Annotated in this window: 12 protein-coding genes and 2 pseudogenes; 11 read left to right on the top strand and 3 right to left on the bottom strand. The window is 65.2% G+C overall.

All coding sequences use genetic code 11. The features are described from left to right. The 4 genes from AC2W7M_RS09040 to AC2W7M_RS09025 form a co-directional block, all read left to right on the top strand. Positions 1-285, top strand: a 285-nt coding sequence (locus tag AC2W7M_RS09040) for a hypothetical protein (RefSeq protein WP_486131791.1), incomplete at its 5' end; no start/stop codon positions are given. Further along, on the top strand, positions 275-2,014 hold the full coding sequence (locus AC2W7M_RS09035) for a relaxase/mobilization nuclease domain-containing protein (protein ID WP_149578522.1): 1,740 nt from the start codon (positions 275-277) through the stop codon (positions 2,012-2,014). The genes AC2W7M_RS09040 and AC2W7M_RS09035, both read left to right, overlap by 11 nt. A gap of 24 nt (positions 2,015-2,038) precedes the next feature. Further along, positions 2,039-4,018, top strand: coding sequence for a conjugal transfer protein TraG (locus tag AC2W7M_RS09030; protein ID WP_149578521.1), 1,980 nt, complete (start codon positions 2,039-2,041; stop codon positions 4,016-4,018). 5 nt (positions 4,019-4,023) lie between these two features. Then, entirely contained in the window at positions 4,024-4,458 is a 435-nt protein-coding gene (locus AC2W7M_RS09025) for a CopG family transcriptional regulator (protein WP_149578520.1), read from the top strand. A gap of 167 nt (positions 4,459-4,625) precedes the next feature. On the opposite strand, the gene AC2W7M_RS09020 is transcribed toward AC2W7M_RS09025, so the two are convergent. The 3 genes from AC2W7M_RS09020 to AC2W7M_RS09010 form a co-directional block, all read right to left on the bottom strand. Further along, positions 4,626-5,724, bottom strand: a protein-coding gene (locus AC2W7M_RS09020; RefSeq protein ID WP_281807565.1) for an IS3 family transposase whose coding sequence is annotated in 2 segments (ribosomal slippage) — positions 4,626-5,475 and positions 5,474-5,724 — 1,101 coding nt in all. Because the reading frame shifts where the segments join, the coding sequence is not laid out codon by codon here. Positions 5,725-5,808: 84 nt separating this feature from the next. Continuing rightward, positions 5,809-6,492 carry an HNH endonuclease signature motif containing protein gene (locus AC2W7M_RS09015; protein WP_232847564.1) on the bottom strand — a complete coding sequence of 228 codons (684 nt, stop codon included), beginning with the start codon at positions 6,490-6,492 and terminating at the stop codon, positions 5,809-5,811. Between the two features lie 118 nt (positions 6,493-6,610). Continuing rightward, positions 6,611-7,900, bottom strand: coding sequence for a DUF6035 family protein (locus AC2W7M_RS09010; protein ID WP_486131788.1), 1,290 nt, complete (start codon positions 7,898-7,900; stop codon positions 6,611-6,613). Positions 7,901-8,398: 498 nt separating this feature from the next. On the opposite strand from AC2W7M_RS09010, the pseudogene trbB reads away from it, so the two are divergent. The 7 genes and pseudogenes from trbB to trbL all read left to right on the top strand — a co-directional run. After that, positions 8,399-9,384: pseudogene (trbB, locus tag AC2W7M_RS09005) on the top strand (P-type conjugative transfer ATPase TrbB). 29 nt (positions 9,385-9,413) lie between these two features. Continuing rightward, on the top strand, positions 9,414-9,713 hold the full coding sequence (locus tag AC2W7M_RS09000; RefSeq protein ID WP_041577517.1) for a TrbC/VirB2 family type IV secretion system protein: 300 nt from the start codon (positions 9,414-9,416) through the stop codon (positions 9,711-9,713). Continuing rightward, positions 9,713-9,984, top strand: a pseudogene (locus tag AC2W7M_RS08995) (VirB3 family type IV secretion system protein). The gene AC2W7M_RS09000 and the pseudogene AC2W7M_RS08995 overlap by 1 nt, the downstream one beginning before the upstream one ends. A 10-nt stretch (positions 9,985-9,994) precedes the next feature. After that, complete coding sequence (gene trbE / locus AC2W7M_RS08990; protein WP_012115968.1) at positions 9,995-12,433, top strand: conjugal transfer protein TrbE; 2,439 nt, start codon at positions 9,995-9,997, stop codon at positions 12,431-12,433. After that, entirely contained in the window at positions 12,430-13,164 is a 735-nt protein-coding gene (gene trbJ / locus AC2W7M_RS08985) for a P-type conjugative transfer protein TrbJ (RefSeq protein WP_149577672.1), read from the top strand. The genes trbE and trbJ overlap by 4 nt, the downstream gene beginning before the upstream one ends. Before the next feature lie 9 nt (positions 13,165-13,173). Then, the gene (trbK-alt, locus tag AC2W7M_RS08980) at positions 13,174-13,437 is read left to right on the top strand and encodes a putative entry exclusion protein TrbK-alt (RefSeq protein ID WP_012115966.1); all 264 of its coding nucleotides are present in this window, start codon (positions 13,174-13,176) and stop codon (positions 13,435-13,437) included. Beyond that, on the top strand, positions 13,434-14,300 hold an 867-nt coding region (gene trbL / locus AC2W7M_RS08975), incomplete at its 3' end, for a P-type conjugative transfer protein TrbL (protein ID WP_486131785.1). The genes trbK-alt and trbL, both read left to right, overlap by 4 nt.

Genomic DNA, 14,300 nt, shown 5'->3' with positions numbered 1-14,300 from the left:
TCGGAACTCGAAGCCCGCGAGCGGAGGCGTGCCGTGGCGAACAGCATAGTATATTCTCGCATCGGGAAGGATGAACGACGATGTCCGCAAGAGCAGTGGAAATACGACCGATTAGGAGGGCGAGATAAAAGGGCGCAAGGTGCGCTGAGGTCGGGCGGTTGTTTTTGCTTGGGAATTTTGAGCCAAACGCACATTGCGCTGCTGCTCGACAATGTGCATCGAGTACTCAAGTCACTGATCCTGTTGGCCTTCCCCCACCTTGCAGGGGCGCGTCATGACCGATGACCGGGAATTCCGCGTCCGGCCCGGCCGCATCCGCTCGTCCCGTGCCCAGAGGGCCCGTCCCTTCATCGCCCAGGCCCTCGCCGCGGCCCAGAAGGCCGGTGGCCACGTCTCCCGATCCGGCCGCCTCACCTCCGGCACCCGCTCGCACTTCGGCCGCGGGCGGACGGCGAGCATCCAGGCCAACCGCCTGCTCACGGGTCGCTCGCGCGTCGTCGTCATCAAGACCCGCGTGGTGCGCCACACCGCCCGCGCCACACCGCTGATCGCGCATCTCTCCTACCTGCGCCGGGAGGGCGCGACCCAGGACGGGGAGAAGGCCCGCCTGTTCGGGCCGGGCGCCGAGGAGGAAGATGGCCGCGCCTTTGCGGAGCGATGCGCTGACGACCGGCACCATTTCCGCTTGATCGTGTCGCCCGAGGACGCGGCGGATATGGCCGACCTGAGGTCCTTCGCCCGCGACCTCGTGGGCCAGATGGAGACGGACCTCGGCACGAAGCTGGATTGGGTCGGCGTCGACCACTGGAACACGGACAACCCCCACCTGCACATCCTGGTGCGTGGCCAGACCGACGACGGCCAGGACCTCGTCATCTCCCGCGATTACATCAAGGAGGGCATGCGCGCCCGCGCACAGGATCTGGTCACCCAGGAGCTGGGGCCGCACACCGACCTCGACATCCGCCGCGCCATCGAGCGGCAAGTGGAGGCGGAGAGGTGGACGCAGCTCGACCGTCAACTGGTCCGGGACCAGCACGAGACCGGCGTGATCGACGTCGCGCCCCATGCCGATCGCCAGCCGGACGCGTTCCATGCCCTGAAGGTCGGACGACTGCGCAAGCTCGAAACCATCGGACTCGCCGATCAGGTCGGCCCCGGCCAGTGGGTGATCGACGAGAAGGCCGAGGCCACGCTCCGCGCGCTGGGCGAGCGCGGCGACATCATCAAGCGTATGCACCGGGCTCTGACCTCGCAGGGCATCGAGCGCGGTACCGCAAGCTATGTGCTTTCTGGTGAGCACCTCGATGCACCCATCATCGGCCGCCTGGTCGACCGCGGCCTCGACGACGAGCTGAAGGGCACGGCCTATGCCGTGGTCGACGGCGTCGACGGGCGCACCCACCACATCAGGCTGCCCGACCTCGATGCGGCAGGCGATGGCGCTCCCGGCTCCATCGTCGAGCTGAGGAGGTTCGAGGATGCCCACGGCCAACAACGGGCCGCGCTCGCGGTCCGCTCGGACCTCGACATCGAGCGACAGGTCACGGCGGCGGGCGCGACCTGGCTCGACCGGCAGGCGCTCGCCCGCGAGCCCGCCTCCCTCTCCGACAACGGCTTCGGCGGCGATGTGCGGGATGCCATGGACCGCCGTGCCGTACATCTGGTCGCCGAAGGCCTCGCCCAGCGTCAGGGCCAACACATCGTCTTCGCTCGCGACCTCATCGAGACGTTGCGCCGGCAGGAGATAAGCGCACTGGGCGAGCGGCTCGCCGCCGGGAACGGGCAGCCTTTCAAACGTGCCGGGACTGGTGAGTACGTCACCGGCACCTATCGCCAGCGCTTCGCCCTGGCCTCAGGCCGCTTCGCCATGATCGACGACGGCCTCGGCTTCCAGCTCGTGCCCTGGACGCCCTCGCTCGAGAAGCAGCTCGGCAAGCACGTCTCCGGTGTCGCCCGGTCCGATGGTGGCATCGACTGGTCCTTCGGCCGCAAGCGCGGCCTCGGCCTCTGACCTCAAGCGCAAAAGGACCGCCGGATGTCCGCGACCAAGATCCTCTGGGGCCAGATCCTCGCAGTCTTCTCCATCGTGCTCGCCACCACCTGGGGGGCGACGGAATATGTCGCCTGGCGGCTGGGCTTCCAGGACCAACTCGGCTCACCCTGGTTCGTGCTGGGGTACTGGCCCGTCTATCACCCGCCGGCCTTCTTCTGGTGGTGGTATTTCTACGATGCCTATGCGCCGGAGATTTTCACAGAAGGCGCCTTCATCGCGGCCTCGGGCGGGTTCCTGTCCATTGCGATCGCCATCGGCCTGTCGGTCTGGCGGGCCCGGGAGGCGAAGCGGGTCGAGACCTACGGTTCCGCCCGCTGGGCCGAGCCGGACGAGATCCGTTCAGCCGGTCTTCTCGGATCCGACGGGGTAGTGCTCGGCCGCCATGGAGGGGACTATCTGCGCCATGACGGGCCCGAGCACGTCCTGTGCTTCGCGCCCACCCGGTCGGGCAAGGGCGTGGGCCTCGTCGTCCCATCGCTCCTCACCTGGCCAGGCTCTGCCATCGTCCACGACATCAAGGGCGAGAACTGGCAGCTCACCGCCGGCTTCCGGGCACGGCACGGGCGCGTGTTGCTGTTCGACCCCACCAATGTGAAATCGGCCGCTTACAATCCGCTGCTGGAGGTTCGTCGCGGGGAGTGGGAGGTCCGCGACGTCCAGAACATCGCCGATATCCTGGTGGACCCCGAGGGCTCACTGGAAAAGCGCAACCACTGGGAAAAGACCAGCCACGCTCTGCTCGTCGGCGCCATTCTCCATGTGCTCTATGCCGAGCGCGACAAGACCCTCGCCGGCGTCGCCGTCTTCCTCTCCGACCCCAGGCGCCCCATCGAGGCGACGCTCGCCGCCATGATGACGACGCCGCACCTCGGCGAGGCGGGTCCCCATCCGGTGATCGCCAGCGCGGCACGGGAGCTTCTCAACAAGTCCGAGAATGAGCGCTCCGGCGTGCTCTCCACCGCCATGTCCTTCCTCGGGCTCTACCGCGATCCCGTGGTCGCCGAGGTGACCCGGCGCTGCGACTGGCGCATCACCGACCTCGTAGCACGCCGGCAGCCGACCACCCTTTATCTCGTCGTGCCGCCCTCGGACATCAACCGCACCAAGCCGCTCATTCGCCTGATCCTCAACCAGGTCGGGCGCCGCCTCACCGAGGACCTTCAGGCCAAAGCCGGTCGCCACAGGCTCCTCCTGATGCTGGACGAGTTTCCGGCGCTGGGGCGGCTCGACTTCTTCGAGAGCGCCCTCGCGTTCATGGCGGGCTACGAGCTCAAGAGCTTCCTGATCGCTCAGTCGCTGAACCAGATCGAGAAGGCCTATGGCCCGAACAACTCCATCCTCGACAACTGCCATGTGCGGGTGAGCTTTGCCACCAATGACGAGCGCACCGCCAAGCGCGTCTCCGACGCTCTCGGCACCGCCACCGAGATGAAGGCCATGAAGAACTATGCCGGCCACCGGCTGTCGCCCTGGCTCGGTCACCTCATGGTGTCGCGCTCGGAGACGGCACGCCCGCTCCTCACGCCGGGCGAGGTGATGCAGCTTCCGCCCTCCGACGAGATCGTCATGGTCGCAGGCACGCCCCCGATCCGGGCAAAGAAGGCGCGGTACTATGAGGATGAGCGGTTCAAGGAGCGGATCCTCCCGCCGCCGGAGTTTTCGGAACCAAGGGAGCGGAGGGCCGACGACTGGACGATCCTGCCGCTGCCGGTGCCCTCGCAACTGAGCCTCATGGTTGAGGGGACTGACGATGATGACACCACCGGGTCAGAGCGTCGGCGCCAGCCGGAGCTGGCGCGGGTGGCGCCGGTCGAGACCCCTGCGCAACCCCGAAACGAGTTCGAGATCGATCTCGCGGACGAGGGTGAGGACGACGTCGCCCGAAACAGCCGCATGACGCGCGTCATGCAGGGGGTGGCACGTCAGGTCTCGCTCGACCCCCGCGACGGCATGGAGCTGTGACGGCGATGGCCCCACGCAAGAAGAAGGCGCAGATCACTGTCTATCTCGATCCGGACACCATGGCGTTGCTCGCAGATTACGCTGCGCGCCGGGACCAGCCTCAGTCGCTGGTCGCCGAGGCTGCCATCGCGTCGTTCCTGTCCCCGGACGCCACCGAACGACGCGAGGCCGCGATCGCCAAGCGCCTGGATCTACTGGACAGACGGATGACGCGGATGGAGCGCGACGTCGGCATCTCGGTCGAGACGTTGGCCGTGTTCATCCGTTTCTGGCTCACCACGACGCCGGCCCTGCCCGAACCCGCGGCCCAGGCAGCCAGGGCAAAAGCGGGGGAGCGGTATGAAGCGTTTGTCGCGGCACTGGGACGGCGGCTCGCGAAGGGACCGAAGCTCATTCAAGAGGTCACGGAGGACAAGGCCGCTCCCACACCGCGACTATGAGCACAGTGCGCCAGAAGCTGGCCGCATGGTTCTACATATTCCTGCCCCTTTGCTATCCCGCCACTACGCGGAATCCGCCAAAGCCATACGGTATTATGTTACAGGAGCTGACCTGAGCCCCTTTTCTCCTCCGGCTTAGGAGAGAGTCCTAGGTTTCATTTTTGGCCTCAGGCGGCCTGGATTTCCAGTGCGATTGTTGCGGCGAACTCGGCAGGGGATCGATGGCCGAGGGCGGAATGGGGCCTGTTCATATTGTAGTCCTCCTTCCATGCGGCGATGGCGGCACGGGCCTGCGCCAGGCTCGAGAACAGGGTCTCGTTCAGGCATTCGTCCCGGAAGCGGCCGTTGAAGCTCTCGACGAAGCCGTTCTGCATGGGCTTGCCGGGAGCGATGTAGTGCCATTCGACGCCGGTCTGCTGGCACCATTTGAGAATTGCCATCGAAGTCAGCTCCGTGCCGTTGTCGGAAACGATGGTTGCAGGCCTGCCTCGAATGGCGAGCAGCGCGTCGAGCTCGCGCGTCACCCGAAGGCCCGAGAGCGAGGTGTCGGCCACCAGCGCCAGACACTCCCGGCTGAAGTCGTCGACGACGGCCAGCACCCGGAAGCGCCGACCGTCCGTGAAGGCATCCGACACGAAATCGAGGCTCCAGCGGACGTTGACCCGATCCGGCACCAGGATGGGACGCCTCGTGCCGAGCGCTCGCTTGCGTCCCCCACGCCGGCGAACCTGAAGCTTCTCTTCCCGATACAGCCGGCGCAGCTTCTTCTGGTTCATGACGATGCCCTGGCGCCTCAGCATGATGTGGATGCGCCTATAGCCGAAGCGGCGGCGTTCGCCGGCCACGGCCCGCATGGCCTCCCTCAGGGGTGCATCGTCGGGACGCACACTTCGGTAGCGCACGCTGGTGCGATCGACGCCCAGCGCCTGGCACGCCCGACGCTGGCTCACCCCGTGCGCCGCACAGGCATGAGCCACGGCTTTGCGCCTCGCATCGGGCGTCACCATTTTTTGAGCTGACATCCCTCAGGATCGCGTTGTCGAGCATTTGCTCGGCCAGCAGCTTCTTCAGCCGCGTATTCTCCTCCTCAAGCGCCTTCAGCCGCCGGGCATCGGACACGTCCATGCCGCCGTACTTGGCCTTGAACTTGTAAAAGGTCGCCGAGGAGATGCCGTGCTTGCGGCAGACGTCAGCGGTCTTCGCGCCCGCCTCCTGCTCCTTCAGCATCCCGATGATCTGTTCCTCTGTGAACCGTGAGGCTCGCATCGTCCGTCTCCGTGATCGACGGACTCTACCCAAATCTGGAGGAGGTTCTGGGGCTCAGGTCAGAGCCAAGCTTGGAAAGCCCTCCTATGGCGCGCGCTTGGTCTCTCGTGTGTAATCTTCGAATGTTGAGAATGATCGGTGCCCTTTCACCGAGTTTGACTTGGCGACTCGAGTCTTCCTGATCCGCTCCTGGAGATACACGCAGACCTCGGCGAACCTCTCCATCGCCGTGTCCCGCCAGGAGGAGCGGAACCTGGACTCGATATTCTTCGAAATCACGGCATGGTTGAATTTCGTCGCCCGCGAGGTGTCGGCCGAGGCGAATTGATTGTATTGCCTGATCAGATATTGGACATATCGGCTTGCTTCCTGATCGGCACCGATTGTCCCGGCCGCGGTCTGGAACCTAGGAGCTTTTCCCGAACCCTTGAAATTCAGGGTTCCGGCCACGATTGCGCCAAGGCTACCGATGACCACATTGCCCGTATTGTTTCTGGTCTCAATACGCGACATCGCATTAAGCAGAACCTTGGCAAAGAAACCATCCGTTTCCTGCTTGGGGCGGCCGAGATGTTCTTCCTGGATCGTCTTGATCTCCTCCAAAGTGTCGACCGAATAGAGTCCGGGCTCCGCGTCAATGATCTTATGGTGCCGGCGGCATAGCAGGATCAAATTCGCGAAGGCGTGCCGTGCGTCCTCTGTCTGCGTGCTATCAAACCGAGGGCCACCTGAGCTTTGAGCCCGAATATGGCAGACCTCGCCGGTCACTGTTCCCGTCGCTTCGAATATTCGGGATGAGCATCCCGGAAATGTGCACATGTTTCCCGACATTGCGAACAGTCGTCGGATCGTCTTCTCTGATGGTCCCGGCAATATGCTCTCCCATTCATGCTGTGTTCAAGACGCCGACGCGTTGTCCGCGTCGATGGCGCGTCGCGCAAAATGTCGGGAACAGCCTCAGCACGATACGGCCGGTGAGACTTGCCGGATCGTCCTGAGGGGCTGCCAACGCCGTTCTAAGTTTGGTCTGGACACTCCTAGTGCTGAGTGCCTCTTGTCGTCCGCAAAGCTCGGCGAACCGCCGGACAACGCGGGCGAAACGATACCGGGGCTCGACACCGAGGAACGTGTTCAGCAACTCGACGATGTTCTTCTGCTGAGATCCCACTGGCCGGCCGTCCAGCAACGAAAGAAGGCAGTTGATCAGATCGTCAGTGTCCTTAAGCTCACGGCTATCTATATCCGGGGACGTCAGTTGGGCGGCGAGTTCGGCAAGAAGCACCCCGCGCTCGGGCCATTGGGTTCCATGCCCGCCGGTCGCCGCGCGCCATCTCACGAGAAAATCCTCGTTCCAGTGTGGCACTGGCGCGACCGCGAATGCCCGGCCGCTAGATAGCCAGTTTAGCTCCGACAGCTTGACGAGCCTGGAAAGCCATCCGTCGCCGCCTTTCCAAAACACTCGAAGGATTACCTCGCCTATCTGTCGCGACAAACTGACGGTCTCGTCATCCATCGAAAACAGAGTCTTATTGTGCGAGTAGAAAATATCCTCGAACGAACTTAGAAGGCGCCCCTCAGTCAACGGAGGCTGGAAATTCCACGTCAGCCACAATAGCCGATAGGCTAGTTCATCGTAGAAATCTTCGCGCTGAACGATGATTGGAATCTGGGTGGCCGCGAGTTGCACCTCCACGACAAGTGGTACACCGCCATAAATGGCTCGAATGTCGGGACGACGTTTCCCGTCCTTCATGATTAAATATTCATCGATGACCACGCTGTCGGGCGCGGTGCGGATATCCAGACGCAGCAGTTCTCCGACAACGGTTTTTATCGCGACGTGGAGCGGGCTCTCCTGCGCACCCTGAAACTGCCTGCGACTGACTTCGTCCACTCCCAATGGGGTGCCAGTCCACCACGGACAATCCTCAGGGGCGCCGGGATGATGCTTCCAGTATGGCTGGCCGGTACGCCCTTCCCTCGGCGCATAGACCGCATATCCGCATTGCCCGCACACATATCGGGACTTTCGATCCAAACGTGCCCGGGTCGCCGATCTCCGGATGACCTGATAGTCGTCCGGATGCAGGCTCAAGAGCTGATCACTCGAGATCGTTTGCATCGAGTCCAGATCGACGACATTTCTAAGCGTTCTCTTCGGTTCGATCTTCCCCATCGCACGGGACCATCTCATTCAAGTTCATGATTTATAAGTGCAATAATCATACGTTAGATGCCAGCCAACCTTCACGTCCACGCCTCGCCCAGGCGAATTGGTTGCTATAAACTTGGAGAATGCGCGAGCCAGGCTCCCTGCAATGTTACGCGAAGCGTTCCGGCTATTGGAGACAATGGGCAGCATTTAGCAACCCGGATGACTTACCAGAATCCCTGCGAGCGGACATGTGCGACAGGTCAATTCCGACCCCCGGCTAGAAACTGGCGGGGGGCATTTTGAACCGCTCCACGTGAATGCCGATTAGGCTCCAACAGCAGCATGCTGCGCTCTCGTCGTCTGCGATGTCCTCTGCTCCGAGTCTTCGGTCCTCAGGTACAATAGCAGCATCCCGCCGTTCTTAAGTATCTGCACGCCAGACCGCGACGGCCGCATTGGCTTGTTGAAACCTCCCAATTTCCGGCTCTTTTAATCATCCCCGGCATGGGCGGGGATGAGATGGCGACTTCACCTCACAGTTCGGAAGGCCTGACACGCGGCGAACGCATGTTGCGCACCGCGCTTGGCCCGATGATCACCCGCCTTCTTGAAGACCCGGCCGTCGTCGAGGTCATGCTCAATCCGGACGGGCGCCTGTGGGTCGACCGGCTGTCCGAGGGGCTTCGCGATACAGGCGAGCGATTAGCCGCCGCCGATGGCGAACGCATCGTCCGCCTCGTTGCGCACCATATCGGCGCCGAGGTCCATGCCGGCGCCCCGCGGGTGTCAGCCGAACTGCCGGGAACGGGAGAGCGGTTCGAAGGCCTGCTCCCGCCCGTCGTGGCCTCCCCGACCTTCGCCATCCGCAAACCGGCCGCCGCCGTCTTCACGCTCGACGACTATGTCGCCGCCGGCATCATGTCTGCGCCGCAGGCCGAAGCCCTGCGCCATGGCGTCGCCTCCCGCGCCAACATCCTGGTCGCCGGCGGCACCTCCACCGGCAAGACCACGCTCACCAACGCGCTGCTCGCCGAGGTGACCAAGACCTCCGAACGCGTCGTCCTCATCGAGGACACACGAGAACTCCAATGCGCAGCCCCCAACCTTGTAGCGATGCGCACCAAGGACGGCGTCGCCTCGCTCTCCGATCTCGTCCGCTCATCGCTGCGCCTGCGCCCCGACCGCATCCCCATCGGCGAGGTCGAGGTGCCGAAGCCCTTGACCTCCTGAAGGCCTGGGGCACAGGCCACCCTGGGGGCATCGGCACCATCCACGCCGGCAGCGCCATCGGGGCCTTGAGGCGTCTCGAGCAACTCATCCAGGAAGCCGTCGTCACCGTACCTCGGGCCCTGATCGCCGAGACCATCGACCTCATCGCCGTGCTGTCGGGCCGCGGCTCCGCGCCCCGCCTTTCCGAGCTCTCTCACGTCGAAGGTCTCGGGCCCGACGGCGACTACCGCGTCATCCCCATCACCGCTCCATCCGAAGAAGGAACCTCCCTGTGACTTTCACGCTCCCTCCATTCTACCGCCGATTGCTGCAGGCCGTGGCCGGTGCCACCGCCTGCGTGTGTGTTGTCTCCGCGGCCCACGCCTCCGGCTCCTCCATGCCGTGGGAAACGCCGCTGCAGTCGATCCTGGATTCGATCCAGGGGCCAGTCGCCAAGATCATCGCGGTGATCGTCATTATCTCCACCGGCCTCGCGCTCGCCTTCGGCGACACCTCTGGCGGATTCCGGCGGCTGATCCAGATCGTATTCGGCCTCTCCATCGCCTTCGCCGCTTCGAGCTTCTTCCTCTCCTTCTTCTCCTTCAGCGGCGGAGCGCTGGTCTGATGCCGGGCGATATTGGCGGGGTGCCGGGCTTCTCCGTCCCGGTCCATCGGGCCTTGAGCGAGCCGATCCTGCTCGGCGGCGCGCGCGGGCAATCGCCATCTTCAACGGTACCCTCGCCGGTGCTGTCGGGCTGGGGCTGAGGCTCTGGCTTGTGGGGCTCGCGGTCGGGGCCGTGGGCCATCTCGCCGCCGTCTGGGCCGCCAAGCGCGATCCGCTCTTCGTCGATGTGGTGCGCCGCCATCTGCGCATCCCCGGTCATCTGTCGGTCTGAGGGGCGCATCATGATGAACCTCGCGGAATACCGGCGTCACGCCAGCCGGCTCGCCGACTACCTGCCCTGGGCGGCACTGGTCGGCTCTGGCGTCGTCCTCAACAAGGATGGCAGCGTCCAGCGGACGGCACGCTTCCGTGGGCCGGACCTTGATTCCGCGGTGCCGGCCGAACTGGTGGCGGCGGCGGGTCGCCTCAACAGCGCCTTTCGCCGCCTCGGCTCCGGCTGGGCACTCTTTGTGGAGGCCCAGCGACACCCGGCGGGTGCCTATCCGGCGAGTGTCTTTCCCGATCCCGCCTCCGCGCTGGTCGAAGCCGAGCGCAAGGCCGACTTCGCGGAAGCCGGCAGCCATTTCGAATCCAGCTATTTCCTCACCTTCACCTGGCTGCCGCCGGCGGAGGACGCTGCACGGGCGGAGAGCTGGCTCTATGAAGGCCGCGCGCGTGGTGGCGTCGATCCCTATGAGGCGCTCGGCGCCTTCGTCGACCGCACGGACCGAGTCCTGCGGCTCGTCGAGGCCTTCATGCCCGAGTGCCGCTGGCTCGACGATGCCGAGACCCTCACATATCTGCACGGTTGCGTCTCGACCAAGCGCCAGCGGGTCCGCGTTCCCGAGACGCCCATGTATCTCGACGCCCTGCTGGCAGACCAGCCGCTCACCGGCGGGCTCGAGCCGATGCTGGGGTCCGAGCATCTACGCGTCCTCACCATCGTCGGCTTCCCGACGGCGACGACGCCGGGGATCCTCGACGACCTCAACCGGCTCGCCTTTCCCTATCGCTGGTCCACCCGCGCCATTCTCCTCGACAAAACCGACGCCACCCGGCTCCTCACCAGGATCCGCCGGCAGTGGTTCGCCAAGCGCAAGTCCATCGCCGCCATCCTGAAGGAGGTGATGACCAACGAGGCCTCGGTACTGGTGGATTCAGATGCCGCCAACAAGGCGGTGGATGCCGACCTCGCTTTGCAGGAGCTCGGCGCCGACCATGCCGGCATCGCCTATCTTACCGCGACGGTGACCGTCTGGGACGCCGATCCCCGCATCGCTGACGAGAAGCTCCGGCTGGTGGAGAAGGCAATCCAGGGCCGGGACTTCACGGCCATGGTCGAGACGATCAATGCCGTGGATGCCTGGCTCGGCAGCTTGCCGGGGCACGTCTACGCCAATGTCCGCCAACCGCCCATTTCCACCCTCAACCTCGCCCATATGATCCCGCTGTCGGCGGTGTGGGCGGGCGAGGCACAGGACGCGCATTTCGGCGGGCCGCCGTTGTTCTACGGCAAGACCGAGGGGGCGACCCCGTTCCGTTTTTCCCTCCACGTTGGCGATGTGGGCCACACCCTCGTGATCGGGCCGACGGGCGCCGGCAAGTCGGTGCTGCTGGCGCTGATGGCATTGCAGTTCCGGCGCTACGCTGGATCCCAGGTGTTCGCTTTCGACTTCGGCGGCAGCATCCGGGCGGCCGCCCTCGCCATGGGCGGCGACTGGCACGACCTCGGCGGGAGCCTGTCCGATGGGAGCGAGGACAGCGTCGCGCTCCAGCCTCTTTCCCGTGTGGATGATCTCGCCGAACGCTCATGGGCCGCCGACTGGATCACGGCGATCCTCTCCCGCGAGGGCGTTTCCATCGCCCCGGAGGTGAAGGAGCACATCTGGTCGACCCTCACCTCCCTTGCCTCCGCTCCCGTCGAGGAACGGACCCTCACCGGCCTCGCCGTCCTGCTCCAGTCCAACGATCTCAAACAGGCGCTACGCCCCTATTGTATCGGTGGCGCCCATGGCCGGCTGCTCGATGCCGAGGCGGAGCACCTGGGGCAGGCCTTCGTCCAGGCCTTCGAGACCGAAGGGCTGATCGGCACCACCGCGGCACCGGCCGTGCTGTCCTATCTGTTCCACCGCATCGAGGACCGGCTCAACGGGTCTCCGACCCTCATCATCATCGATGAGGGATGGCTCGCCCTTGATGACCAGGGCTTTGCCGGCCAGCTCCGCGAGTGGCTTAAGACGCTGCGGAAGAAGAACGCCAGCGTCGTCTTCGCCACGCAGTCCCTCTCCGACATCGACGGCTCGGCCATCGCCCCGGCCATCATCGAGAGCTGCCAGACGCGGCTGCTGCTCCCCAACGAGCGGGCCGTCGAGCCCCAGATCACCGCCATCTACCGGCGCTTCGGCCTCAACGACCGGCAGATCGAGATCCTCGCACGGGCCACCCCGAAGCGGGACTATTACTGCCAGTCCCGACGCGGCAGCCGCCTGTTCGAGCTCGGCCTGTCGCAGGTGGCGCTCGCCTTGTGCGCCGCCGGGTCCAAGACCGATCAGGCTGCGCTCTCGCTGATCCTCGCCGAGCATGGGCGCGATGGTTTCCTCGCCGCCTGGCTACGGCATCGGGGCCTCGGCTGGGCCGCCGACCTCATCCCCACCCTCGACCTTCTGGAGACACGCTCATGATCCGCCTGATGCTGCGGGCGGCGCTCGTCGCTGCGCCGCTCCTCATGTGCCCTCTCGCGCCGGCCGCGGCACAGGCCGTGGTCTTTGACCCCTCCAACTATGCCCAGAACGTCCTCCAGGCGGCGCGGGCCTTGCAGCAGGTCACCAACCAGATCACCTCGCTTCAGAATGAAGCACAGATGCTGATCAACCAGGCCCGCAACCTCGCAAGCCTGCCGTATTCCTCCCTCAGCGCGCTCCAGCAATCCGCCCAGCAGACCCAGCAGTTGCTCGGGCAGGCGCAGAAGATCGCTTATGACGTCGGCGCCATCGACCGGGCGTTCCAAGGTCAGTACGGCTCGGTTTCCCTGAGCACCTCGGACGCTGCTCTTGTCACCCAGGCTAAGACCCGCTGGGAGACCACGGTCGCCGGTCTTCAGGATGCGCTGCGGGTGCAGGCGGGCGTCGTCGGCAATCTCGACATTGGCCGGACCCAGGCCTCAACACTGGTCGGCCAGAGCCAGGCGGCGACCGGCGCGTTGCAGGCCATGCAGGCAGGGAACCAGCTCCAGGCGCTCCAGGCGCAGCAGCTCTCCGATCTCACCGCGGTGGTGGTCGCCAATGGCCGGGCGCAGGCGCTGTCCGAAGCTGAGCGTGCCACGGCGGTGTCTGAGGGGCAGGAGCACTACCGGCGCTTCTCCACCCGGTCGAGCTACCAGTCCTCCGCCGTCACCATGTTCCGCGGCAATTGAGGGGCGGCCATGGATCAGGGCACTGCACTCAGGACCCTCGTCGTCGCCGGCCTTGTGGGCGCGGTGATCGCAGCCCTCGCCATCGCCTCAGGCAGGCCTCACGAGCCGACTGTCACTATCAGCAGCGTGAAGGCAGGGAACGTCTCCTCGGCCGACCTCAAGAGCTGCGCCACGCTGGAGATGGCCAATCCCATCGATCCGCGCTGCGCCGCGCTCTGGGAGGCGAACCGCCGCCGCTTCTTCGGCAAGCCCGTGGAAGGAGCAACGCCATGAACGACGTGGGCGTCATCGACACCTTCCTCAACACCTTCACCAGCTACATCGATTCCGGCTTCGGCCTGATCAAGGGCGAGGTGACGGGCCTCTCCTCCATCCTGATCGCACTCGACATCACGCTCGCCGGCCTGTTCTGGGCCTGGGGCGCCGACGAGGACGTGATGCGCCGGCTGGTGCGCAAAACCCTCGCCATCGGCTTCTTCGCCTGGATCATCGGCAACTTCAACTCGCTCTCGAAGATCGTGTTCGAGAGCTTCGCCGGGCTCGGCCTCAAGGCCGGCGGCTCCGCCATCAGCACGGCGGAATTCCTGCGGCCGGGGCGACTTGCGGAAGTGGGGCTCACCGCCGCCCAGCCGCTGCTCGACGCCGCAAGCCAGCTCGCCGGGCCGGTGGCGATCTTCGTCAATGCCGTGCAGATCGCCGTGCTGCTGGTCTCCTGGCTGCTGATCCTGATCGCCTTCTTCATCCTGGCGGTGCAGCTCTTCGTCACCCTCATCGAGTTCAAGCTGACGACGCTCGCCGGCTTTGTGCTCATCCCCTTCGCTTTCTTCGGCAAGACCGCGTTCCTCGCCGAGAAGGTGCTCGGCAACATCGTGGCGTCGGGCGTGAAGGTGATGGTGCTCGCTGTCATCATCGGCATCGGCTCGGGGCTCTTCTCCCAGTTCACCACCTCCTACGGCGATGCCCAGCCCACCATCAGCCAGGCGCTAGCCGCGGTGCTGGCCGCGCTCGCGCTCCTCGGGCTCGGCATCTTCGGGCCGGGAATCGCCACGGGACTGATCACGGGCGCGCCGCAGCTCCGGCGCCCGGAGCCGCCCGCGGGTACGGGCCTTGCCGCCGGCGGATGGCACTCGCCGGAG

The organism is Xanthobacter sp. BG11Y11_SDJG, assembly GCF_057364445.1.
The sequence above is the reverse complement of the archived record's forward strand: the minus strand, read 5'-3'. Positions and strand labels throughout refer to the sequence as shown.

Bases quoted from the DNA above. Each gene is read 5' to 3' on its own strand.
- AC2W7M_RS09035 (WP_149578522.1), top strand. From the start codon at position 275: ATGACCGATGACCGGGAATTCCGCGTCCGGCCCGGCCGCATCCGCTCG.
- AC2W7M_RS09030 (WP_149578521.1), top strand. From the start codon at position 2,039: ATGTCCGCGACCAAGATCCTCTGGGGCCAGATCCTCGCAGTCTTCTCC.
- AC2W7M_RS09025 (WP_149578520.1), top strand. From the start codon at position 4,024: ATGGCCCCACGCAAGAAGAAGGCGCAGATCACTGTCTATCTCGATCCG.
- AC2W7M_RS09010 (WP_486131788.1), bottom strand. From the start codon at position 7,900: ATGGGGAAGATCGAACCGAAGAGAACGCTTAGAAATGTCGTCGATCTG.
- trbE (WP_012115968.1), top strand. From the start codon at position 9,995: ATGATGAACCTCGCGGAATACCGGCGTCACGCCAGCCGGCTCGCCGAC.
- trbJ (WP_149577672.1), top strand. From the start codon at position 12,430: ATGATCCGCCTGATGCTGCGGGCGGCGCTCGTCGCTGCGCCGCTCCTC.
- trbK-alt (WP_012115966.1), top strand. From the start codon at position 13,174: ATGGATCAGGGCACTGCACTCAGGACCCTCGTCGTCGCCGGCCTTGTG.